The organism is Microcystis sp. M_QC_C_20170808_M3Col (assembly GCF_007095505.1).
Lineage (GTDB): Bacteria > Cyanobacteriota > Cyanobacteriia > Cyanobacteriales > Microcystaceae > Microcystis.
The window spans coordinates 1-23,054 of record NZ_SFBY01000212.1; the positions used below are offsets into that span (position 1 = coordinate 1).

Here is a 23,054-nt window from a genome sequence, read left to right on the forward strand (position 1 = left end):
ATCGTCTATGGCTTGATACTGTTGAGTTTTAGCTTTAACTTTAAACTCTAAGACAAACATTTTACCCACGGGGTACTTAGATAAAATCAGTATAGCACAATAAAAGTTAAGTTAACAAGATATAGTTTAAAAAGCCGTCCTAAAAGGACGGGGCTTTAACCCAAAATTTCGGTAAGGTTGAGAATTAGTGCGCTAATTTGAGAAGTAAGAGAATGCGAGCAATCAGGGGAAGTAATTGACGTTATAATTAGCCATAGTTTTCCGTCAAATGGCTAGAGTGTTTATCCTGCCAACCTTTGAACCTCTTTGTCATCCCTTGAGCTAAAATAGCAATAGACCAGATCAGAAGGAAAAAATTATCTATGGCAACCACATCCGAAGATGTATGGCGACTCTTAGCCGAATTAACTGCCGCTCAAAAAGAAACTGACAAACAACTCAAGGAAGTCAGTCAACAACAGAAGGAAAACGCCCAACAACTCAAGGAAACTGACAAACAACTCAAAGAACTGGGCAAACAAATTGGGGGACTCGGTGCCAAATTCGGCAGCTTTACCGAAGGACTTGCCCTTCCCTCAATGGAAACAATTCTCAGACAACGCTTTGGTATGGAAGTTATCAGTCCCAGTGTCCGAGTCAGTAAAGAAGGACAACACCTAGAAATTGATGTTCTTGCCTATACCAATGGTGAGCTAAATACCGCTTATATCGTTGAGGTTAAAAGTCATGCTAGACAGGAAGATATTACTCAATTAAAAAGTATTTTGCCACGGTTTCGCCGCTTTTTTCCTGAACACAAAGATAAAAAACTCTATGGTATATTAGCAGCGGTTGATTTATCCCCGGAATTACGGGAAAAAATTCTGCAAGAAGGGCTTTATGTGGCTCGGATTCATGACCAAGTATTTGAATTAGATATTCCCGATAATTTTCAAGCTCAAACTTATTAAATAACCCTGCCCTAGGAAAAACTTTTTCAGTAAGCTTTATTGTAATTGTCCGCGCAGAGCATAACGATCTTTTTCTAAACCGAAAGCGAAGAGAAAAGAATGGCGTATGGTGGGGTTAGAGAGAGTAAAAAAGAGAAAGAGAGCGATAACAGCTAATCCTGACGATAAACTAAACATAGTTTCGTAGGAAATTGCTAAAACCCCCAGAATTGGACCGGCTAAGGCTGTTCCCACATCAAAACCGCCGATACAGATAGAATAGGCCCGGCCGCGTTCTTGGGGCCCAGAGCGATCGGAGATTAAAGCCAGTAACATAGGGAATAAAATCCCCCCTCCCGTACCTTCGAGGATAGCGGCTAAAATTAAAGCGGAGGAAGATCGGGCAGAAGATAGAACCAACATGGATAAACCATAGCAAAAAACGCTAATAGTGATGAATAAACCCCGTCCATAGCGATCACTGGCTCCTCCCGACAAAATCCGTCCGATTACGCCCGATAGTGCCGCATAACTGTAGAATAGACCGGCACTGAAAGGGATCTGATTTTCGAGGAGAAACAGGGGTAAAAAAGCGACTAAACCGCCGAATAAAGTACCGACCAATAGAAAAACTAAGGTAGGGACTAAAAAAGCCCGCTCTTGACATAATGCCCAAAAACTGCGCTCAATTGTCTGATTTTCTGCCTTCATTTGGGCTAATTTTTTCTTGAAGTCCGGTTCTTGAATGGAGAAACCCAAGAGAAAGGCGATCGCTCCTGAAGTGGCGGAAACTAGAAATAAACCGTTATAACCGATCGATTCGTAGAGATAACTGCCTAAAGCTGGACCAATTCCCATGCCTATGGGTGCAGTTAGGCTCATATAACCAATTATCTCTCCCCGTTGACGAACCGGCGAAAAATCCACCACTAGGGTACTGTAACCGGTGGTAAAAGCGGCGATACTGAGACCATGGTAGGCGCGAACGACGAATAAAGAGGAAAGATCGCGAAAAAATAGATAACCGAGGGGTGCGGTAGCGGCGACAATAGTTCCAAATAAAACCACTAATTTGCGACTGCGGCGATCGACTAAATTGCCTAACCAACTGCGCGATAAAATTAAACCGATAGCAAAGGCCCCCATGACAAAACCGATATCTTGTTTGCTACCGCCTAGGGATTTAATATAGGTGGGGAGAGTGGGGACAAGAGTGGTGATACTTATCCAGAAAAACAGCGCCGTGACGAAGAGAAAGAGTAGTTGACGACGAGTCTCGGCAGTAAGCGATCGAAAAGTTTTGAAAGCGTTCACAACAGCGACCGTCACAGGCAACAAAAAGACCCGGAGATCACGCCAGTCACAAGCATCCCGTATTGCTGCTACCTTCCGGTCCTGACAAGGTTAAGGCGTTGCGATCGCATGAGTCCGAGTCTTTTTTATCATAACATCTTTTTCGGGGATACGGGCATTTTTTTCCGGAGAATCTCCTCTCAATCTAGACTGTGAACGGAAATTTCCTCAACGAGGGGGTTTTTGCAATTGTTGTTGTAGAGAAGTTTCCGGTTCGATCGCCAATCCGCTAAACTGTCGGACTAAGAGTGAAGGACTCTCCCTAGAATCGGCAGCGAGGAAAAATAACCAACGGCTGCCGGGGGTGAGTTGTTCGATGGAATTGAAGTTACTTGTCAACCAAATTACAGGTAAATTAGGCAGATTAGCATTTTTTTGACTAGCTTTTGCCTCTATACCAGCTAAAGTTTCTAAAATGCTCCTCTCCCCCTGAATTAAACCCGTTTCACCCGTCCAGAGTTTCACATTTAATTGCCGACGATGGGCATAAAAATAGAGGGAAGCAGCGGCAATAATCGCCCGTTCAAAACTGTCTTCTTGCCAATCACAGAGGGTATCGAGACAGATAATCACTTCCTGTCCTCCCGTTAACACTTCTAATTCCCGAATTTGAAATTCTCCCAAACGGGCGCTAGTTTTCCAGTGAATTAAACGGGTAGAATCACCGTAGCGATATTGTCTCAGGTTACGGGTAAGTCCTTGATTAGCCCTTTGATAATAGCGATTATTTTCTAATTTTTGTTCCATCTCTTGACCGAGGGAATCGATCAGGGGACATTGTTGTAAGGGTAAAATTTGGGGATAAACTAAAGCTTTAGCCGCTGCTTGATGACAACGACGACACCAAAATAAACCGAGAGGGGCTGCTGTTCTTAATTGTACTTCTTGCCATTGATAAACACCCCGTTTGCTGGTGGGTAAATAATAAGTCCAACGATGGCAACTTTTGGAGGCAATCGCTTCTATTGGGGTTATTTTTGGCTGATCGAGAACTATAGGCAGGATATCTGTCACTTCTAACAAATTTATCGGCTGATTGCTCGTATTTTCTATCTCTAGGCTAATACTAAGATCGTCTCCCGCACTCACGGGTACAATGGCAAGACGACGCACTTTCAGGGGAAGAAGGGAACGACGGGGTAAAATTATCGATAAAATTAAAACAGCGCTCGTCGTGCCACAGATAGCATACAACCATCCCGCCATGGTATTGGTCGCAGCTCCGAAAAAACAGAGGGTAATGCCAATGATTACCCCACCACCGTAAGCGGGTAAAATACCGCGTTCTTCTAACCAAGTTTTCATAGAGTTTAGTGGTTTTGTCGTCTTTGCTAGAAAGCTAAAAATCAGGCCCACATCTCTATAATTCCCCCAAAAGCCCTCTGATCAGCGAAGGGAGTCCTATCCCTTGCCACTATTGTTATTTTTCTTAACAAAACTTAACAATTGATGGCAAAATTTTGCTTGCTTTTGTCGGCAGATTTTGGGATAATATTTTTAAAAGAGTTTATTCATAATGGTAATCCAAGCGTTAAAATTTTAACACGACCATCCCATTATAAGACAATTATAACCCAAGCCGCCGCCAAAGTCAAGCGCTCACTCCTAATTATTTGTCGCCTGAAACTTCTAATTCCGTGGTCGGTGGGGGGTTGGGGATATTAGTTAAAATAACAAAGGTTGAAAACCGTGTTTGCGGGAAGCTGCGCCGATTTGTTCCATTTTAGGGACGGTAATTTGATTGCGTCCCCAGGAAAAATTAGTTTGCCAACCCTCCAACTCTAATAAAATCGCCTCAGCAAAACAGGCAAACATTTGACGAGAGGGAATATCCATATTGACAATTTTCATAATTTTCCAGTCAATATCGAGGGAATGCTCGACAATGCCGCCCTTAATCACCGAAATATCGGGGGCATTTAATACCATGCCTAAATTTTTCGGATAACCACCATCAATAATAATGCAGGGGCGCTTGAGTTTATCTAGATCAATTTCCACCCCTTTAGGCATACTAGCCACCCAAACAATGATATCAGCCAGGGGTAAAGCCTCCTCTAGGGGGAGAATTTTACCGCGTGCTAACTCCTCTTGGAGAGATTGTAAACGCTCTTGATTGCGTGCCACATAAATTAGTTCTTTTGTATTGGTTTTTTCATTTAACCAACGACAAACGGCGCTGCCGATATCTCCGGTTGCCCCGCAAACCACAACGGTAGATTGAGCTAAATCGATGCCCATTTTTTCAGCGAGGGTTTCCACCTGAGTGCAGATGACGTAAGCGGTGTGGGTATTACCGGTGGTAAAACGGCCAAAATCTAGCTCGATATTCCGCACCTGTCGATTATCTTTGAGATTAAATTCCTCGAAAATAATTGAAGAAAAACCACCGAGTGCGGTGATGTTGATATCACTTTTTTGAGCGAGTGCCATGGCATTTAGCACCTTACGAATAGCAGACTTTACCCAACGATTCGACAACATCTCCGGTAAAAAACAGGATTCGATATATTTACCTCTGATGGTTTGCCCCGTGATGCTGGTGACATGAAAATCATCGACAATTTGCGGGGGGGCAGCACACCAAAAATCTAATCCCTGGTTAGCATATTCAGGATAACCTAGATCGTCGGCGACCGATTGGGCGTGTTCTAAACTGGTAAGATGACCTATAAGACCAAACATTGATTGTTCTTTCGTTAGACTAGATGGCACTAGATAAAAATTAGGATATTGCTAAGAAATCGTTAAGACTCTTAAATATATTACACAAAAGTGCCGCTCTGTGTTGAGCGGCAGCAGGGCGAAAAAAAGAAATCTAGACGCGCAAGCTTTAGACGGCAGTTAATCCGTAGGCAGACATTCGCATAATATCACGGGTGCTGAAACCAATATTGCTTAAAGCTTCCCCGTAGCTAATCATAAAGTCTTCCACGAGGGCCTCTTTTTCCATACCGAGGACGCGAGCATCATCCTCGACTTGATTGAGCATTCTCCAGACAATGGGCAGATTAGCGCGATTTGCGGCTTCTAATTCCTCTTTAGCGGTTTCAAAGTTCGCTTTTAGCCATTCTTCGCCAAAATTGAGATGTAAATATTCGTCTTTAACTACGCCTTCAGTAATTTTACGGGCAAAAGGATCAGCAACAGGAATATAAATATTATAGGCAGCGATCGCAAAAGCTTCGATAATCAAAGATTGGATCAATAAACAGGTAACGATTTTACCTTCTGCGTAGGCAATTTGGAAGTTATTGTGCAGAGAGGAAAAGAATTCTTTGGCATAATCCATATCAGGAGTGATTTTCAAATTTTGGCCGCAAGCTTGAAAACCTTTCATGTGACGGTTTTCCATTTTTGCCAAACGGTGTAACTCTTCTTTGTTATCGGCGAGGATGTCTGCTAATTGAATATAATTGCTATTGGCCTCGTATTCGCCTTCAATAACGATGGCATTAATGCGACTATAGGCTGATTTATAGGTTTCGCTAGTGAAATCAAGCTCTAATGGTACAGCAAGCTCTGGCATAAACTCGATTGACTCCTATTTCTGACGAGATTTTTCCGACGTTCTTTCCAGTCTAGGGTAAGCTTTCTAGATGGAGTTATCTTTTTACGAGTCTAGCTCGATCGGTCTTTTTTGTATAGCTTGCCCTGAGAGGCAATCCCTTCTCAAGAGAGGAGATTGCTGGCTGTTTGCTCAAACCGTGGCTAAAGATTTCCAGCGCTCGGCCTGTTGTAAGATCGCTTTGGCTGCCTGTTTACCCGATAAAGTGGCTCCTTCCATGCTATCAATGTAATCCTGTTGGGTATAACTACCGGCAAGGAAAAAGTTAGCAATAGGAGTCGCTTGCGAGGGACGATAGACATCCATCCCCGGTGCTTCCCGATAGAGACTTTGTGCTAATTTCACCACACTAAACCAAGTCATATTTAACTCCCGCGAGGAGGGAAATAACTGATGGACTTGCGCTAAAACGTGCTGGGCGATATCTTCATTTTTAGCTTTAATAAAAGGATCCCCGGGGGTTAAAACTAACTGTAATAAAGAACCCTCTCCGGGGCGATAATAATCCCTAGGACTGGTGAGAGCAAGATCTGCAAAACAGGAAAAATCCGCTTGGTGGGTGTACAAAAGATTGTCAATTCCCACCGCTTTTTGCAGTTGTCGCCGTTTTTCGGCATCATTTAATTCCGTCACCCAACCGTCAAAACGCAATTGTACCGTGGCGACGGGGACGGCTTCTAGTCGGAAAATATTGTCAAAAATCGGCATTTTTCGCCAATCTTGGGGAATAAGACGCTGAATACCGGGGACATCACCAGCGCAAACATAGGCATCTGCGGTGATAGTTTCTGTGGTTTCTCCGTTAGCGACGATCATGCCATTAACTTGCAGATTTTCGCCCTCTCCAGAATAGAGAATTTCCCGCACTTGACGACGGGTAGAGATTTTGGTGCCCCGGGCTTCCAGATAGTTAATAATCGGTTTATGTAGGTATTCGTGGGGGGAACCTTCCAACATCCGCAGGACGGAAGCTTCGGTTTTAGCGGCAAAAAATTGGAAAATCGTCAGCATACAACGAGCCGAGATATTTTCCGTATCGATAAATCCTAACGCATAGGCGATCGGATTCCACATTTTTTTTAAACTGCCTTCATTACCGCCATGGCTACGAAACCAATCGGCAAAGCTAATCGAGTCCAGATCCCGAATCGTTTTCATCGCTCCTTGAAAGTCTATCAGACCGCGGACGATGGGACTTGTACCTAATGCCAGAGAATTAAAGATTTTATCGGCTGCTGAGAGTTGGGAGGAGGTAAAAAAGGCTTTTAAACCGTTAAAAGGCGCACCTGCGGCGAAACGGAAGTCTAATTCGCCGATTTTTCCCCCTTCGTTGATAAAAGTGTGGGTGTGTTCTTTGAGCAGTAGGGATTGAAAAGCGCCCACTTTTTTCATTAACTCAAAAAGATTATAGTAACAACCAAAAAAGACGTGCAAGCCCATCTCGATGTGATTACCGTCCGCATCTACCCAACTACCGACTTTTCCCCCGACAAAGGGACGAGATTCTAAGATTTCTACTGTACAGCCCGCATCGACCAGATCGATAGCTGTTGCCATTCCCGCTAATCCTGCACCAACGATCACCACTCGCATTTGTCAAGTTCCTGTTACAATTTTTCACTAAATCTTTATTTTACCCGATCGATCTGGTGTTTCTCGCTGGCGATTTTTTCAGGGTCACTTGAGAGCGTGGCAGAATAATTGAGAGTTGCAGTAGGGAGAAGTGATTTTGAAACGATCGCTAGATGGGAGACAGGGATTAATTATTGTCACTATTATTTGGATATTGGGGATATTAGTCGATAGATTCTGGTTTAGTCTCGATCATACCATTCCTGCTTGGGATCAGGCTGATTATCTCAACGGTGGGATTATCTATACCCAAGCTTTCCAAAATCCGCGCTGGTTTGACGGGGATTGGTGGCGCAGTTTATGGCTAATGTCCCCGAAAATTCCCCCTTTAACCTATCTTTTAACGATTCCCTTCTTTAATCTCTTTGGTATTAGTCTTGACGCGGGTATGTGGGTAATGGCTATCTATAGCGCCCTACTGCTCTTTTCTGTGTACGGATTGGGAATTATCCTCTTTAATGGGACTGTGGCTTTATGGGCGGTCTTAATCTGTCAATTTCTCCCGGGTTTATACTATTATCGCCTCGAATATCTCTTAGATTTTCCCTTAGCGGCAATTGTAACGTTTTCTTACTTCTGCTTGACATGGTGGCGATTTAGTGGTCAAGGCTGGCTAAAAGCGATCGCTTTCGGGATTTCTTTCGGTTTAGGGATGTTAGTCAAACAAACCGCCCTATTTTTCCTCTTTTTACCGATTTTGTGGGTATTGGGCGAAAATCTCCAGCGAAAACGTTGGGGTAATCTAGCGCAATTAATGCTCAGTTTTTTGACGGCAGCATTGTTAATCTTTCCCTGGTATCGGACGAATTGGTTATTAATGTTAACTGCGGGCAAACGTGCCACGGTAGATTCGGCGATTTTGGAGGGAGATCCCCCTCTTACCAGTCCAGACGCATGGACATTTTACGCCCAAGTTTTACCCTATTTTCTTTCTTGGGTATTGTTATTAGTTCCCCTGGTGGGATTATTAATCTCCTTACGTCATAGAAAAACCGAAGATAAGGTTAATCGTCCTGTGTGGATTTGGTTAGGAGTTTTTCTGCTGGGGGGATACCTATTATCATCCCTCAATATCAATAAAGATGCTCGTTATATCTTGCCGCTTTTACCGACTTTATCCTTAATTTTATCCGTTGGTTTATTATCTTGGCGCGGTCGTTTTGCCCCCAGTATCCGTTGGGGAACGATAACTATTGCCGCTATCCTCACCAGCTTAAATTTATTCCCCTTGGGGGGAGATATAATTACTAACGTTTTCAGTCCCGAATTACAACACCATCCCTATTTAAAAACCGGCTGGCAACAGGAAGAAGTAGTTAAAGAGATTCTAGCCGATTCTCCCTATCTTCGCAGTACCCTAGGGGTTTTACCTTCCACCCCCGAATTAAATCAACATACTTTCTCTTTCTACGGTGGTAAAAATAATTCACAGGTTGCCGGCAGACAGGTGGGAGTTCGGGAAGAAGATATCGAAAAGGATGTCAATTCTTTAGATTGGTTTTTAACTAAAACTGGTGAACAGGGTTCTGTCCCCGATGTCCAGAAAAAAATTGTTAATCGAGTCGCCACTGGGCCAGATTTCCAAGTGGAGAAAACTTGGCAGCTACCGGATGATAGTACCCTTTCTCTACACCGTAAAATAGACCCCTCCGTCACGGTTAAACCCCTTGAAACTGCGCCAAAACAGGTGGAATTAAGAGAGATTGCCATTGCCGAAAAAGCTTCTCCTAATCAACCCATTCCCGTGGTTTACAAATGGGCAGGAGACTGGCAACAATTAAAGTCAGGGATAGTGATTTTAACCTGGCAAGAAGTGGACGGTAAGGATTATTGGATGCACGATCACGGTATTGCTATGGGGGAATTAATGGCAGAAAAATTAAGTCCAGAAGAGCAACAAAAGGGTTTTGAAGTTACTGAAAAAACCGCCATGCAGTCGGCAGCAACCCCCGGAGTTTATCGCTTATCTGCTGTCTATCTCAATCGGGAAACCGGGGAAACCTATCCGATTAAAACTAATGCTCAAATTACCATCGATCCTCAAGTCTCCAAGTTAGCAACGCCCGAATTAGATTTAGTGACCCAATTGCGCTTAAAGTCTGCTAATATTGGTCAAGGATTAACGGGTATCGAACCAATTTTTGAGTTAACTAATCGTATCAATCAATACGATTCTATTCAGGATTATGTGCTGCAATCAGACAAGGCTTTTTCCTATCGTTTACAGCAACAAAATCCCCCCGATAAATTATCTTTAGCCTACGGATTAGCAATTTCTAAGGTACTACAACAGGATGTGGCAGGGGCAATAAAAGCCACCGAGGAAATGATTAAAATTGACCCCTATAATCCCTATCATTATGCTTATCAAGGTTTTATTTATCTCTACGATTGGCAACCGCAAGCAGCCCAAAAAGTCTTAGATAAAGCTAGACAATTAAATCCCGATAGTGAGGAAATTAAGACTTTAAATGCAGTGGCTGCCTTGATGGGGGGAAATCTCGTTAAAGCTTGGCAATTATGGCAGTCAAATTAAAAGAGAGTGGGAATTATGAATTATGAATTATGAATTGGGGAGGTGGGGAAGTGGGGAGGTGGGGAATTGGGGAGGTGGGGAAGTGGGGAAGTGGGGAAGTGGGGAAGTGGGGAAGTGGGGAAGTGGGGAAGTGGGGAAGTGGGGAAGTGGGGAAGTGGGGAAGTGGGGAAGTGGGGAAGCTGTCTCATCACCCTATCACCCCAAAACCCTATCACCCTATCTCCTGACCTCCCTTGGATCGGTGACTTCCCCTTTAATCGCTGCCGCTACCACCATCGCCGGACTCATCAACAAAGTACGCCCGGAAGCGGAACCTTGACGACCTTTAAAGTTACGATTGGAGGAGGAGGCGCTGATCTGATCTCCCTGCAATTTATCGGGATTCATGGCTAAACACATGGAACAGCCCGCCTCGCGCCATTCAAAGCCCGATGCTAGGAAAATTTGGTCTAATCCTTCCGCTTCCGCCTGTTTTTTGACTCTTTCGGAACCGGGGACGATAAAAGCTTTCACATTGGGGGCAACACGATGACCTTGGGCAAATTTGGCCGCTTCGCGCAGATCACTGATCCGGCCGTTAGTACAGCTACCGACGAAGCAGACATCGATTTTTGTGCCTTTAATTGGGGTGCCGGGGGTGAGTTTCATGTATTGATAGGCTTCCTCTGCGATCGCTCTTTCACTGGCCGGTAAACTTTCGGGAGTGGGAATGACTTCGTTAACCCCGATTCCTTGGCCGGGAGTAATCCCCCAAGTAACTGTGGGTTCGATTTCACCGGCATCGAAGACCACTACATCGTCATAAACCGCATCGGCATCGCTTTTAATGCTTTCCCACCAATTAACCGCACTTTCCCAGTCTTTAGGCGCAAAATCACGACCTTTGAGGTAATCGTAGGTGATCTGATCGGGGTTGATATAACCACATCGGGCCCCACCTTCGATCGCCATGTTACAAATCGTCATTCTTTCTTCCATGGACATCCGTTCAATTGTACTGCCGGCGTACTCATAGGCGTAACCAACACCGCCTTTAACGCCTAATTGACGGATAATATGGAGAATTACATCTTTAGCATAGACACCGGGGTTTAAATCGCCGTTTACCTCCACTCGACGCACTTTTAATTTCGATAGGGACAGGGTTTGGGTAGCAAGAACATCGCGCACTTGGGAAGTTCCGATACCAAAAGCGATCGCCCCAAAAGCGCCGTGGGTGGAGGTGTGGGAGTCACCACAGGCGATCGTCATCCCGGGTTGAGTTAGACCCTGTTCGGGAGCGATCACATGAACTATGCCCTGATTGCCGGAACCGATGCCGTAGAAAGGAATATCATTGGTTTGAACATTAGTTTCGATCGCCCGGATCATTTCCTCGGCCAAATCGTCAAGGAAAGGACGCGCCTGATTTTCGGTGGGGACGATGTGATCGACGGTGGCAATAGTCCGTCCTGGAAATAATACTTTTAAACCCCTTTCTCTCAGCATCGAAAAAGCTTGCGGACTGGTGACTTCATGGACTAGATGCAGTCCGATAAATAATTGTGTCTGTCCACTGGGAAGAATCTTAACCGTGTGTGCGTCCCAGACTTTATCGAATAACGTTCTTGCGCTCATTGACCTTGAAATGATAGTCATCTCCCTAATCATATCAGCTAACCTGATCCGATAAATATTAATTTTTTCTTTTCTCTTGGTTAGTAGGGATAATAGGTAAATAGCTCTGTTTTTGCCAGAGATTAAAACCATCGGTTTTTGAGTGAAATAAACGACTTTCGCTAATAACTATTTGAGTAATTACTTCTGCTCCTTACCCCCCGATCCCTATAATTTTTAAACAGGATTTAGCATAACATTTTCTAGGTTTGACTAACCCCTCAGTCCATAGCAAAAAAAATTTATTCTTTTCTTGTCACTGATAAATTATGCTCACTAACTTTCCTGTTCAGATAAATTTCTCCGAGAACAATTAATCCTAGAATCAGAGGTAAACTCAGCCATGCTCCTAGGATTCCTAAGTAGTTAATACTAAGAGCAATCAGGAGAGTTATCCCCATATAAATAATCGCTACTTGTGGATGAGACCAGCCAGACTTTTGTAATCTTTGATAAAGGTGACTGCGGTGAGCTTGGAAGATATTTTCCTTTCTTATTAATCGACAAATAAGGGTATAAATAGCATCACCAATCAGAGGTAAAGTGATAGTTAAAGCTGACCAAGCTTGACTTTGATTGCCCTGGTTATTAAGTAAAACCATAGCGACAATTGCCCCTAAACTGGTGCTACCCACATCACCCATAAAAATTTTCGCTGGCGACCAATTCCAGAGGAGAAAACCGCCTAAAGCTGCCACTAAAAGCCATAAAATTGGTTGCTGAAAATAGAGAGAGAGAAATCCTAATTGTACCGCCGTACAGCCAGCCACCAAGCCATCGAGACCATCCATAAAATTATAAAAATTAATGATCGCGGTCAGGCCGATAATTGTGAGAATAATAGCCAAAATTTTGCCGACAAAACCCAAATCTGATAGCCACGATTGGGGAAAAGCACCGAAAAAAGTGACCGCAACACTAGCGGAGGATAACTGCACTAAATAGCGAATACTAGAGGGAATACTGCGACGATCATCGAGAAGACCGATAATAATTAAAGGAGTCAGGGACAACCACAGGGGAATGAGAGGTAGGGAAGGAGGAAGGAGAAAATAACTGAGGCCGCTGGTCAGAGCAAAAGCGACAACAAAACCGAGTCCACCCCCCCTAGGTGTGGGTTGACTATGGCTGCTACGCTCATTGGGAATATCTAACAATTGTTGACTAAAACGTTGTTTAATCAGGGCAACCACCAGAAAACTAATCAGAAAACTGATGACTGACAGTAGGGATAATAACATAGGGATTTTCGCACTCAGATTAATTATCGATCCTACGTTGTTCGGTGACAAAAAGTGCAGATATTGCCATCGTGGTTTTAGTCAGTGTCAGTATCCCACTTTCAAAGCTAAGGCGCTCCCCCGTTTGGGGGATATGAGTAGAAATTTTAGGTTTAACCTACTCTCGATCGCTTTTTACCTGACTGATGCGACGAACGTTTAAAACATCGATCATCAGCTTAATTTGACTAACACAGCGTTCAAATTGTTGCAGGTCTTTTACTTCAATTTTCAGGGAAATTAAAGCGGGTTTACCGAAATTAGTCTTAACTCCGGCATTGCGAACGTTAATATTTTGGTCACTTAAACGAGAGAGAATATCTTTTAAAACCCCGACGCGATCGATCACTTCAATCTGAATATTTACCGGATAAGTTTGATAACGTCCCTGGTCATCTATAGGGTTCCAACTAACAGGAATTAAGCGTTCAGCTTCGGCTTTTTCCACATTCGAGCAGCCCTGACGGTGAATAACAATGCCTTCCCCCGCATGGGCAACTATACCGGTAATATTTTCTCCGGGTAAAGGACAACAACAACCGGCCAAACGATAGACTAATCCCTCCACACCGGCGATCGGTGATTTACTAACGGGTAAAGCCCTTTGAACGGGAGAAGGTGATAGAATCAATTGGGAATCAGTCAGGACATCGGGCGGATTTTTGACCGTTAAAATTTCCTGTTGATTTTTAACTGTTTCTTGCAGACGATTAACCACATTTTTTAGGGTAACTTCGCCGTAACCTAAGGCCGCCAATAAATCATCTACTGCCACATAATTGCACTGTTTAGCCACCGATTGCATTCGTTCTGATTTCAGCAGGGCATCGAAGCCAGTTTTACCCAATTCTTTCTCTAATAAATCACGACCTCGGCTAATATTTTCTTCTCGTCGCGATTTTTTGTACCATTGCCGGATGCGATTTCTGGCGCTAGGAGTAACGACAAAATTTAACCAATCTAAACTAGGGTGACTATGCTTGCTGGTGAGAATTTCCACCAGATCACCATTTTGCAAGGGAGCATCAAGAACTGACCATTTACCATTAATTCTTGCCCCTTTCATCTGATTACCTACTTCGCTATGAATATGATAGGCAAAATCTACCGGTGTCGCACCTTGGGCGAGGGCCACCACATCACCTTTGGGGGTGAAAACATAGATATCTTCTTCAAAGAAATTATTTTTCAGACCATCCATGTATTCTTGGCCATCTTTCAGGTCTTTTTGCCAGTCGAGAAGATTACGCAGCCAAGAGAATTTTTCATCGGCAGCGGTTAAAGTTGTTTGACTAGAACCGGTTTCTTTATACTTCCAATGGGCTGCAATCCCGTATTCAGCAACATGGTGCATTTCTAGGGTGCGAATCTGCACTTCTAGGGGACGGGCATTTAAACCAACAACGGTGGTATGGAGGGATTGATAACGGTTAGCTTTTGGTAAACCGATATAGTCTTTAAAACGGTTAGGAATCGGAGTAAATTGGTCGTGAACTACGGCTAAACAACGATAACATTCCTCTTTGGTTTCGACGATAATGCGGACGGCGGCTATATCATAAATCTGCTCGAATTCTTTGCCTTGATTGTGCATTTTATGATAGATGCCGTAGAGATGTTTGGGGCGACCCTGTAAATCAAGAACTTTTATGCCAATTTCTTGCAATTTTTCCCGCAATGTGTTAGTGACGGTTTCGATGCGGGCCTCTCGATCGATACGTTTTTCCGATACTAATAACTGCACAGTGCGATAAGCATCGGGTTCGAGGTATTTAAAGCATAAATCCTCTAATTCCCATTTAAATCTGCCAATCCCTAAACGGTTAGCCAGAGGAGCAAAGATTTCTCTAGTTTCGAGGGCGATGCGTTGCTGCTGTTGCGGGGTGAGGTGTTCGAGGGTTTGCATATTGTGCAGGCGATCGGCTAATTTGACCACGATGACGCGGATATCTTGAGCCATCGCCAGGAACATTCGGCGAAAATTCTCCGCTTGCCGTTCAGTTTTGCTAGAAAAGTTGAATTTGGAGAGTTTTGTCACCGCTTCCACCAAATTACGCACCCCAACACCGAATCTAGCCTCGATTTCTTCGGGGGTGACTTCCGTATCTTCCACCACATCGTGAAGGAATCCGGCTGCGATCATTGCCCCATCACCCCCCAGATCCCGCAGTAATCCCGCTACGGCTATAGGATGGGCGATATAGGGTTCCCCGGATTTGCGATACTGGCCCTCGTGGAGTTTGTGGGCGAAATTAAAAGCCTTGCAGATTAAATCGATATCGGGATTCTGGGGGTCGTTTTCGTAGGTAATTAGGCATTCTTTCAGCCAATCGGGTAAAAATAACGCTTTTTTCGGTTCCGTGGCCCGGGGAAGGACGGTGAGGGTTTCTGGTTGGATGGCAGTGATGGCGTTCATGGTTAGATCGGGGGGATAATAGGGACGAGAGGGGGGGGGAGACGGATAACTAGAAAATTATTAGGCCGAAGGGATGCCAGATTGCTTAACTCTCTAACACTGGAATCGGATCGATCGGCGAAAAGGGCGGGATTCTTTTAAGTTTTTGTCTCTGCTCGGGAGGAGGACTTGCAACCGTGATGGCAAATCGTTAATCTTATGTAACAAATTCTAACGCGCTTTGTATTGGATGCTACCGACAAATTACCATCAAGCCTACAAATCTTTGTTAAGAAAACTGGAGGATTTCAGTCTTGCCCTTCTGGATGGGGACGCTTCCACGGGGTTACAATCTTTTCAAGCTTTACAAACCTGTCTAGAAGGGGAGATATTGTCACTAAATGATGACAATTTAAGCCCAGAGGTGGCTAATCGTTGGCGCGCGGTCCAGACGGAACTATATCGATCCTGGCGATTGCTGGAGACGGACTGGTTATTTTTGGCCTCGGCGCGGCAAGGACGGGAGAAGCGTTTACAGATAATTAGCGAGCGAGTGGCGACTTTAAAGGGGTATTGTCGGGTTTTGTTAGGGTCAGTTGTCGATTAGTGATTAAATGCTCGATCGCCGTTTGTGTGGCATACTTGACCCTAAGTCCTAACTTTTATCGTTACCGATCGCGTCATGTTGGAAATTAAAGACCTAAAAATTGCCTACCCGACAGAATTAAGTTCTCCCTCTTGGGCGATCGATGGGGTGTCTTTTAGTATAGGCAAAGGGGAAACTCTGGGATTAGTGGGTGAATCTGGTTGTGGAAAATCGACCATCGGTAAGGCTATTTTAAGGTTATTACCTAATCACACTCACGTGGAAGGGGAGATTACCTTTGAAGGGCGATCGCTTTTATCTTTATCTAGCAAAGAGTTAGAAAAGTTTCGCGGGGAAAAGGTGGGGTTAGTGTTTCAAGATCCGATGACGCGACTAGATCCGCTGATGACTATTGGCGATCATTGTGTGGAAACTTTGCAAGCTCATCGAGGAAATTTAACCTATCGTCAAGCTAAAAGTCAAGCTTGTACTGTCCTAGAAAAAGTCAAAATTCCTGCTAATCGTTGGTCCCAATATCCTCACGAATTTAGTGGGGGAATGCGGCAAAGAGTGGCCATTGCTTTAGCTTTATTATTAAACCCTAAGTTAATTATTGCCGATGAACCTACCACCAGTTTAGATGTGACAGTTTCGGCGGAAATTCTCCGGGAATTAAAGCGTTTATGTAGCGAGGAACAGATGGGATTATTGTTAATTTCCCATGATTTAGCGATGGTGGGAGAATATTGCGATCGATTAGCGGTGATGAAGGGGGGCAAAATTGTCGAATCGGGATTGGTAAAAACAGTTTTTAAAGCGCCTCAACACCCCTACACTCGTTCTCTTTTGACTGCCGCTTTACACCTACAGTTACGGGAGGAAAAATCAACGGCAATTCAAGGCAAGGAAACGGTGTTAAAGGTGGATAATTTAAAACAGTACTATAGCCTGGAAGGTAACTTTTTAGATAGTTTTTTCAAGAAAGAAAAGAAATTTATTAAAGCGGTAGATGAAGTCAATTTTGAACTGTATCGAGGGGAAATTTTCGGTTTAGTTGGGGAGTCGGGGTGTGGGAAAAGTACCCTATCGAGAACCCTATTACAGTTAATTAAACCCACTGGGGGAAAAGTGGAATTTTTAGGAGAAGATTTAACCCCTTTGTCGGGGGAAAAAATGCGTCCAAAACGGCGCTTAATGCAGATGATTTTTCAGGATCCCCTCGCTTGTCTCAATCCTCTAATGACGGTGGGAGAAAGTATTGCCGATCCGCTTTTTATCCATCAAAAAGTTAATCTAGAAACGGCTAAAAAACAGGTTTTAGAAATGTTAGATCGAGTCGGGTTAACACCAGTAGAGGAATTTTATCGACGCTATCCTAGAGAGTTATCGGGAGGACAACAGCAAAGGGTAGCCATTGCTCGCGCTTTAATTACTCGTCCAGAATTAGTTATTTGTGATGAACCGGTTAGTATGCTCGATGCTAGTGTCCAAACACAGGTTTTAGAGTTAATGTTAGAGTTACAAAAGTTATTTAATCTAACTTATTTATTTATAACTCATGATCTTTGGTTAGCGAGATTCCTCTGCGATCGAATTGCGGTGATGACTGCGGGTAAAATAGTTGAAATGGGTGACACTGAACAGATTTTTAGCCATCCCCAACACCCCTACACCCAAAAATTAATCGCAGCAGCCCCGAGAATTTATCCCGATAGGAACTAAAATTGCTCTGGGGGTTTATAATTGTTATTATCTAGATATAGTTAGGAAAGACAAAATGGCCAGACAACTTCAGATAACTCTCCCTGAAGATACCATGCAACTTCTCGATCGATGGTTGGCAAGTAGTGATTATCCTGAAAATGAAGCGATTAAATTATTTATTATGGAACAACAGAGAAACTACCTCAAGCAACAATTAAAGGAAGGAGCTATTGTTAGAGCAGAAAGAGATTTAAATTTAGCACAAGATTGGTTTTCTCTAGAGGAAAAATTATGGTAATAATGATTATTTTTAAAGTTAAAAAACTGCTCAAAAAATTTGTCTTTAGTCTCCAAGAGGAAGGATGGAAACCAGCACTCAAAAAGACGAAACGAAAAATTATTAAAATTCTCACAGGAAAGAGTTCCTCTGAATTTGAAGAACAGGTGCTTGAAAGTGCTAAATTAGCCGAACCCCGACCCCTAGAAATTGCCAGTAGTGACAATCCTTTAGTCTCGATTATTATTCCTGTTTATAACCAATTTGCCTACACCTTTAACTGTCTGGAATCCTTGAGTGTTAACCTAAGTCCTGATTTAGCTTATGAAATAATCATTGTTAATGATGCTTCCAGCGATGAAACCTTAGAACAATTAGCCACTTTAGTTACAGGAATTAAAGTATTAACTAATGCGGAAAACTCTGGTTTTATTCGTTCCTGTAATTATGGGGCTAGTCAAGCAAAAGGTCAATACCTATATTTTCTCAATAACGATACTAGAATTCTGGAAAACTGTCTAGAAAGTTTAGTGAAATTAATTATCAATAATCCCCAAGTTGGTGCGGTGGGTTCTAAGTTAATTTATGCTAATAGTAAACAACAAGAAGCGGGGGGAATTATCTGGAATTCTGCCGATGGTTGGAATTATGGACGCTTAGATAGTCCCGATGAACCGGAATATAATTATGTCCGTCCCGTGGACTATTGTTCGGGAGCAAGTTTATTAGTTTCCACGGATTTATTTAAGCAATTGGGTGGTTTTTGTCAAGACTTTATCCCCGCGTATTACGAAGATACAGACTTATGTTTTGCCATCCGAGAATTGGGTTATCAAGTTCTCTATCAACCCCAATCTAACGTCATTCACTACGAAGGAATCACCTCGGGAACAGACCTTTCCAGTGGGACCAAACAATATCAAGTTATTAATCAAACTAAGTTTCGAGAAAAATGGTCAAAGGTATTAACCAAACACCTAGATAACGATGCTAATAATGTACCCAAAGCTGCCCGACGTTTACAAGGAAAACCGACAATTTTAGTCATCGATTCCTACGTTCCACTATACGATCGAGAATCCGGCTGTGTGCGTTTATTAAATATTCTTAAGCTACTGCTCAATTTAGGCTATTCAGTGATTTTCTTTCCCGATAATGGCTATCCTGAACAACCCTATACTTCTGTACTGCAACAGATGGGAATTGAGGTTATTTATGGCACACCACAAAGATATAATCTAGAGGAAAAATTAATCAAATATTTACCCCTGATAGATGGAGTTTGGTTGTGTCGTCCCGAATTGTGCGATAAGTATATGGATTTAATTCGCTTAAAAACAAAAGCACCAATTATTTATGATACAATCGACCTGCATTTTCTACGTTTAAAACGACAAAAAGACTATCTCGATCCCAGTTATCAAAATACTAGCTGGAGTTGGCAAACCTATCAAAAATTAGAGTTAAACTATGCTAACCAAGCGGAAGCAACCGTGGTAGTAACCGAAGACGAAAAGCAGGTTTTATCCTCTTTAGGAGTGAAAAATGTTTGGGTAATCCCCAATATTCACGAGGAAATTTCCCTGTCAGAAAAAGTTGCCTTTGACCAGCGAGCCGGTTTAGTATTTATTGGTAGCTACAATCACCCTCCTAATATTGATGCAGTTAAGTGGTTATGTTTAGAAATTATGCCTTTAGTTTGGGCATCTCGTCCCGATATTACCGTTAATTTATTGGGAAGTAACCTCAAGGATGAAGTGAAAGAATTAGCCAGTGATAAAGTTATTGTTACCGGTTATGTTCCCGAAGTAGAACCCTATTTTCAAAAGAGTCGTGTTTTTGTCGCACCCCTGCGATTTGGTGCGGGAATGAAGGGTAAAATAGGTCAAAGTCTTTCCCTAGGATTACCGACTATTACCACAAAAATTGGTGCCGAAGGTATGGGATTAATTGACCACCAAGATGTTTTAATTGCCGATACTGACGAGGAATTTGCCCGAGCGGTGATCGAACTCTATGATCATAGGGAATTGTGGCAAAAACTCGCTGATAATTCCCTAGAAACTATTAAGAGATACCAACCCGCTACCGTGCAAACTAACCTACAAGCTTTGTTATCGAATCTAGGAATTATTGCTAAGGATAGTTAACAAGAATAAAGCTCATTTCTCCCACAGTTTTATTCTATGTCACCGCCACCAAATAAACTCTAGAATCCGCAATTTTGCAGAATTAAAAACCTATTGAGAGGCATTACTGATTTGATAAACGCCAACTTTTTCTAGAAGGAATTACTGACTATCATGCCATAGGTTGCCTCGAAAAAGTTGACAAGACAATCTAAAAAACTTGGCAATTAATGCCCGTTTATTTCTGACTAACGACTGAATTATCATTTTTCCCTTTCCCCTTTTTCCTTGAAAAAATATGCCAACTTATCCTGATATCTCCAGTCAAGCTTTTAAACATCCCCTAGATCAGCAAGCTGAACAGGCCTTAAGATCAGTTCCGGGGTTTGACTTATTAGCGAAAAGTTTTTCCGAATATCTCTATGAACGTCCCCAGCAAATTTTATTAATGGGCAATGATCTAAAAGTCGGACCGCGTCAATACGCCACTTTATACGGTATATATCGCCAATGTCTGCGGGATTTAGATATGTTCCCAGAACCGAATCTTTATGTCAGTCAAAACCCTTTAGCCAATGCCTATTCTTTGGGTTCGGAACATCCCTACATTGTCCTTAATACTGCCCTTTTAGACCTATTAGATGAAGAAGAAACTCGGGTAATTCTTGCCCACGAATTAGGTCATTTAAAATGCGATCATAGTATTTTAATTCAAATGTCTTTTTGGGTGATGGGGGCGGCTAATTTCCTTGGGGGCATCACCTTAGGACTAGGAAAAGCCATTACTACCGGTCTAGTTTATGCCTTTTATGAATGGCGAAGAAAAGCAGAATTATCAGCAGACAGAGCCGCTTTATTAGTTAGCGATGATTTAAATTTAGTCCTGAGAACTTTAATGAAATGTGCAGGAGGAAGTCAAAAATATCTGCATGAATGCAACTTAGAAGAATTTATTCGCCAAGGGGAAGCCTACCGACAATTAGACCAAGATAACTTAAACCAGATTTATAAATTTCTCATTTATAATGGCGGTAATGGTTCCTTTTTAACCCATCCTTTTTCCGTGGAAAGAGTGCATTATCTACAGGAATGGTTTAACTCGGAATCCTATCGTCAAATTCGCCGGGGAAACTATGCCAAAACAGGGGTTAAAAGCTCGATTAATGTTGATGCTAATGATGCTCATGATAGCGAAAGCGAAAGATTGAGGCGACAAATAGCAGAACTACAAGCAGAAATTGAACGGGCAAAAAGACAAAAAAACCACGAATAACCTATACGAAGGCGGTCGGCGGTCGGCAGCTTTGTTCTCCCCACACCCTACTTCCCCCACACCCCACACCCTTTACTGATCACTGAAAATTCCCTCCTCTGTGTTTTGCCGATTTGGTGGGTACAATAGAGATATCGGAGACTGAGAATAGCAATTCTCCCTACGATTATCGATAAACACTTACCCCCACTCTCTCTTTTTTGTTCTATTGCCCATGCTCCAAGATACCCAATCTATTCGTTACTATCAAAGACTAACCGATGACATGGTGGATCTTTGGCACCGTGGCTCGCGTTTTGATGAGATCCGGCTATATGTAGAAGGCTATTTAGCCTGTTTACGCGATTCTAATTCCATAGAACCCTATCTAATTCATCGTCTCGAAGAAGAAATTTTTCGCTTTCTGCGAGATCCTTCTAATTTTGAATATCTCTCCCCCCAAACCCAAACCCAAACTGAAGCAGATTATGGCTATTATTAACCTTTACTCTTGCCTCATCTCCACAAGCAATTTAAATGCGCGGACAGCTGATCAGGACAATTGGGGATTTTTGCCAGAGAGCTACTGAGCTTGACAGGAACGAGATTGGGTCATCTGTAGGACAATAGTATCGATCGCTTTCACCAGGGCCTGTCCAGAAACCCGTTGATTATTAACGATAATGCTAAATAACATCGGTCCTTGGTGGGGGTGTTCTAGATAGCCCGATAGGGCCCGCACACCGGTAAGAGTGCCGGTTTTAGCGTAAACTGTGCCAGTAGCGGCCGTCTGACGCATTCGGTTTCTCAGGGTGCCACTAATTCCCGCTACCGGTAAGGAAGCATAGAAAGTGTCTCGATTAGGAGAATAATACATCACCCGCAAAATTTCCACGATCGAGCGGGGAGTAGCGGTATTACGGCGGGATAATCCCGAACCATCGGCTAGACGAAAACCACTGGGATTGATGCCCAATTGTGCCAAGATGGCAGTAACATTTTTAGAACCGCCGATAAAGCGAAAAAGAGTTTCAGCGTAGAAATTATTACTTCTCTGATTAGTGATATTAACCCAATCGCGCAGGGATTTTTTCTGAATCGTCGTTTCCGGGTTCATCACCTGTAAAGCGGCAGCCGTGGTAAATAACTTTGTATTAGAAGCAGGGATAAAATAGCGATCGGCGTTATGACTATAAATAACTGTTTGGCGATCGATAGATTCGATTAATATACCCCACTGATTGGGAGCTTGACTAATAACTTTATCGATATTTGCCCCGATCAATTGAGTACAGGTATTATTGGTGTTATTGCTTTCTGGAGGGGGAACGTATAATTCTATGGATTCGTTCGACGAGGAGGGATAGGGATAAACAGACAGATTAACTTGAGCGATGCTAGGGTAGGCCAAAGCGATAGTGGCGACACTGGCCACTGTCAGGGAATTAAGGCAATTGAGGAGTTGTTTCATGCTGTGTTTGTGTCAGAGTCTGGTTTTCGTAAGCGTTCGCACCATTGTACCAGTTGCTGCTCAAGTGTCAACGTTACCGAAATTTTGGGTTAAAGCCCCGTCCTTTTAGGACGGCTTTTTAAACTATAGCTTGTTAACTTAACTTTTATTGTGCTATACTGATTTTGTCTGAGTACCCCCTGCGTAAAATGTTTGTCTTAGAGTTTAAAGTTAAAGCTAAAACTCAACAGTATCAAGCCATAGACGATGCTATTCGTACTGCTCAATTCATCCGTAACAAATGTGT

18 protein-coding genes, 1 other RNA gene and 1 pseudogene are annotated in these 23,054 nt (G+C 43.0%); 10 read left to right on the forward strand and 10 right to left on the reverse strand.

Annotation, left to right across the window (positions count from 1 at the left end; all coding sequences use genetic code 11):
• Positions 1–362 precede the first annotated feature (362 nt).
• Positions 363–950, forward strand: a complete 588-nt coding sequence (locus tag EWV84_RS09470) for a DUF3782 domain-containing protein (protein WP_287077802.1) — start codon at positions 363–365, stop codon at positions 948–950.
• A 36-nt stretch (positions 951–986) separates the two neighbouring features.
• Here EWV84_RS09470 and EWV84_RS09475 read toward each other — a convergent pair whose 3' ends face one another.
• The 6 genes from EWV84_RS09475 to zds form a co-directional block, all read right to left on the reverse strand.
• Entirely contained in the window at positions 987–2,258 is a 1,272-nt protein-coding gene (locus tag EWV84_RS09475; protein WP_287077803.1) for an MFS transporter, read from the reverse strand.
• Between the two features lie 9 nt (positions 2,259–2,267).
• Positions 2,268–2,364, reverse strand: an RNA gene (gene ffs, locus EWV84_RS09480) — signal recognition particle sRNA small type.
• An 86-nt stretch (positions 2,365–2,450) separates the two neighbouring features.
• Entirely contained in the window at positions 2,451–3,587 is a 1,137-nt protein-coding gene (locus EWV84_RS09485; RefSeq protein ID WP_287077804.1) for a DUF58 domain-containing protein, read from the reverse strand.
• A gap of 360 nt (positions 3,588–3,947) precedes the next feature.
• Positions 3,948–4,967, reverse strand: a complete 1,020-nt coding sequence (locus tag EWV84_RS09490; RefSeq protein ID WP_286824575.1) for a long-chain acyl-[acyl-carrier-protein] reductase — start codon at positions 4,965–4,967, stop codon at positions 3,948–3,950.
• A 148-nt stretch (positions 4,968–5,115) separates the two neighbouring features.
• Positions 5,116–5,811 carry an aldehyde oxygenase (deformylating) gene (locus EWV84_RS09495; RefSeq protein WP_286824574.1) on the reverse strand — a complete coding sequence of 232 codons (696 nt, stop codon included), beginning with the start codon at positions 5,809–5,811 and terminating at the stop codon, positions 5,116–5,118.
• Positions 5,812–5,982: 171 nt separating this feature from the next.
• Entirely contained in the window at positions 5,983–7,443 is a 1,461-nt protein-coding gene (gene zds / locus EWV84_RS09500) for a 9,9'-di-cis-zeta-carotene desaturase (protein ID WP_287077805.1), read from the reverse strand.
• Between the two features lie 136 nt (positions 7,444–7,579).
• Between zds and EWV84_RS09505 the strand changes: the two genes are divergently transcribed.
• Both EWV84_RS09505 and EWV84_RS09510 read left to right on the forward strand, forming a co-directional pair.
• Positions 7,580–10,018: a glycosyltransferase family 39 protein gene (locus tag EWV84_RS09505; RefSeq protein ID WP_287077806.1), complete on the forward strand. Its 2,439-nt coding sequence runs from the start codon at positions 7,580–7,582 to the stop codon at positions 10,016–10,018.
• 29 nt (positions 10,019–10,047) lie between these two features.
• Complete coding sequence (locus EWV84_RS09510) at positions 10,048–10,245, forward strand: hypothetical protein (protein WP_287077807.1); 198 nt, start codon at positions 10,048–10,050, stop codon at positions 10,243–10,245.
• Here the strand turns inward: EWV84_RS09510 and leuC are convergent.
• The 3 genes from leuC to EWV84_RS09525 form a co-directional block, all read right to left on the reverse strand.
• A complete protein-coding gene (gene leuC / locus EWV84_RS09515; RefSeq protein ID WP_287077808.1) occupies positions 10,235–11,635 on the reverse strand; it encodes a 3-isopropylmalate dehydratase large subunit in 1,401 nt (466 codons plus the stop codon). The two genes, EWV84_RS09510 and leuC, sit on opposite strands and share 11 nt — an antisense overlap.
• 281 nt (positions 11,636–11,916) lie before the next feature.
• Positions 11,917–12,915, reverse strand: a complete 999-nt coding sequence (locus EWV84_RS09520; protein ID WP_287077809.1) for an MraY family glycosyltransferase — start codon at positions 12,913–12,915, stop codon at positions 11,917–11,919.
• Between the two features lie 157 nt (positions 12,916–13,072).
• Entirely contained in the window at positions 13,073–15,370 is a 2,298-nt protein-coding gene (locus EWV84_RS09525; RefSeq protein WP_287077810.1) for a RelA/SpoT family protein, read from the reverse strand.
• A 229-nt stretch (positions 15,371–15,599) separates the two neighbouring features.
• Here EWV84_RS09525 and patD point away from each other — a divergent pair, with 229 nt between their 5' ends.
• The 6 genes from patD to EWV84_RS09555 all read left to right on the forward strand — a co-directional run bounded on the left by patD (position 15,600) and on the right by EWV84_RS09555 (position 21,799).
• Positions 15,600–15,956 carry a heterocyst frequency control protein PatD gene (patD, locus tag EWV84_RS09530; RefSeq protein ID WP_287077811.1) on the forward strand — a complete coding sequence of 119 codons (357 nt, stop codon included), beginning with the start codon at positions 15,600–15,602 and terminating at the stop codon, positions 15,954–15,956.
• 75 nt (positions 15,957–16,031) lie between these two features.
• Complete coding sequence (locus EWV84_RS09535; protein ID WP_287077812.1) at positions 16,032–17,657, forward strand: dipeptide ABC transporter ATP-binding protein; 1,626 nt, start codon at positions 16,032–16,034, stop codon at positions 17,655–17,657.
• A gap of 55 nt (positions 17,658–17,712) precedes the next feature.
• On the forward strand, positions 17,713–17,937 hold the full coding sequence (locus EWV84_RS09540) for a hypothetical protein (protein ID WP_287077813.1): 225 nt from the start codon (positions 17,713–17,715) through the stop codon (positions 17,935–17,937).
• Positions 17,931–20,066 carry a glycosyltransferase gene (locus tag EWV84_RS09545; RefSeq protein ID WP_287077814.1) on the forward strand — a complete coding sequence of 712 codons (2,136 nt, stop codon included), beginning with the start codon at positions 17,931–17,933 and terminating at the stop codon, positions 20,064–20,066. The genes EWV84_RS09540 and EWV84_RS09545 overlap by 7 nt, the downstream gene beginning before the upstream one ends.
• A gap of 277 nt (positions 20,067–20,343) precedes the next feature.
• The gene (locus EWV84_RS09550) at positions 20,344–21,318 is read left to right on the forward strand and encodes a M48 family metallopeptidase (RefSeq protein ID WP_287077815.1); all 975 of its coding nucleotides are present in this window, start codon (positions 20,344–20,346) and stop codon (positions 21,316–21,318) included.
• Positions 21,319–21,532: 214 nt separating this feature from the next.
• Positions 21,533–21,799, forward strand: a complete 267-nt coding sequence (locus tag EWV84_RS09555) for a DUF6761 family protein (protein WP_045356196.1) — start codon at positions 21,533–21,535, stop codon at positions 21,797–21,799.
• Positions 21,800–21,880: 81 nt separating this feature from the next.
• Here EWV84_RS09555 and dacB read toward each other — a convergent pair whose 3' ends face one another.
• A complete protein-coding gene (gene dacB / locus EWV84_RS09560) occupies positions 21,881–22,768 on the reverse strand; it encodes a D-alanyl-D-alanine carboxypeptidase/D-alanyl-D-alanine endopeptidase (protein ID WP_287077816.1) in 888 nt (295 codons plus the stop codon).
• A gap of 188 nt (positions 22,769–22,956) precedes the next feature.
• Between dacB and EWV84_RS09565 the strand changes: the two are divergent.
• Positions 22,957–23,054: pseudogene (locus tag EWV84_RS09565) on the forward strand (RNA-guided endonuclease InsQ/TnpB family protein); the annotation flags it as partial.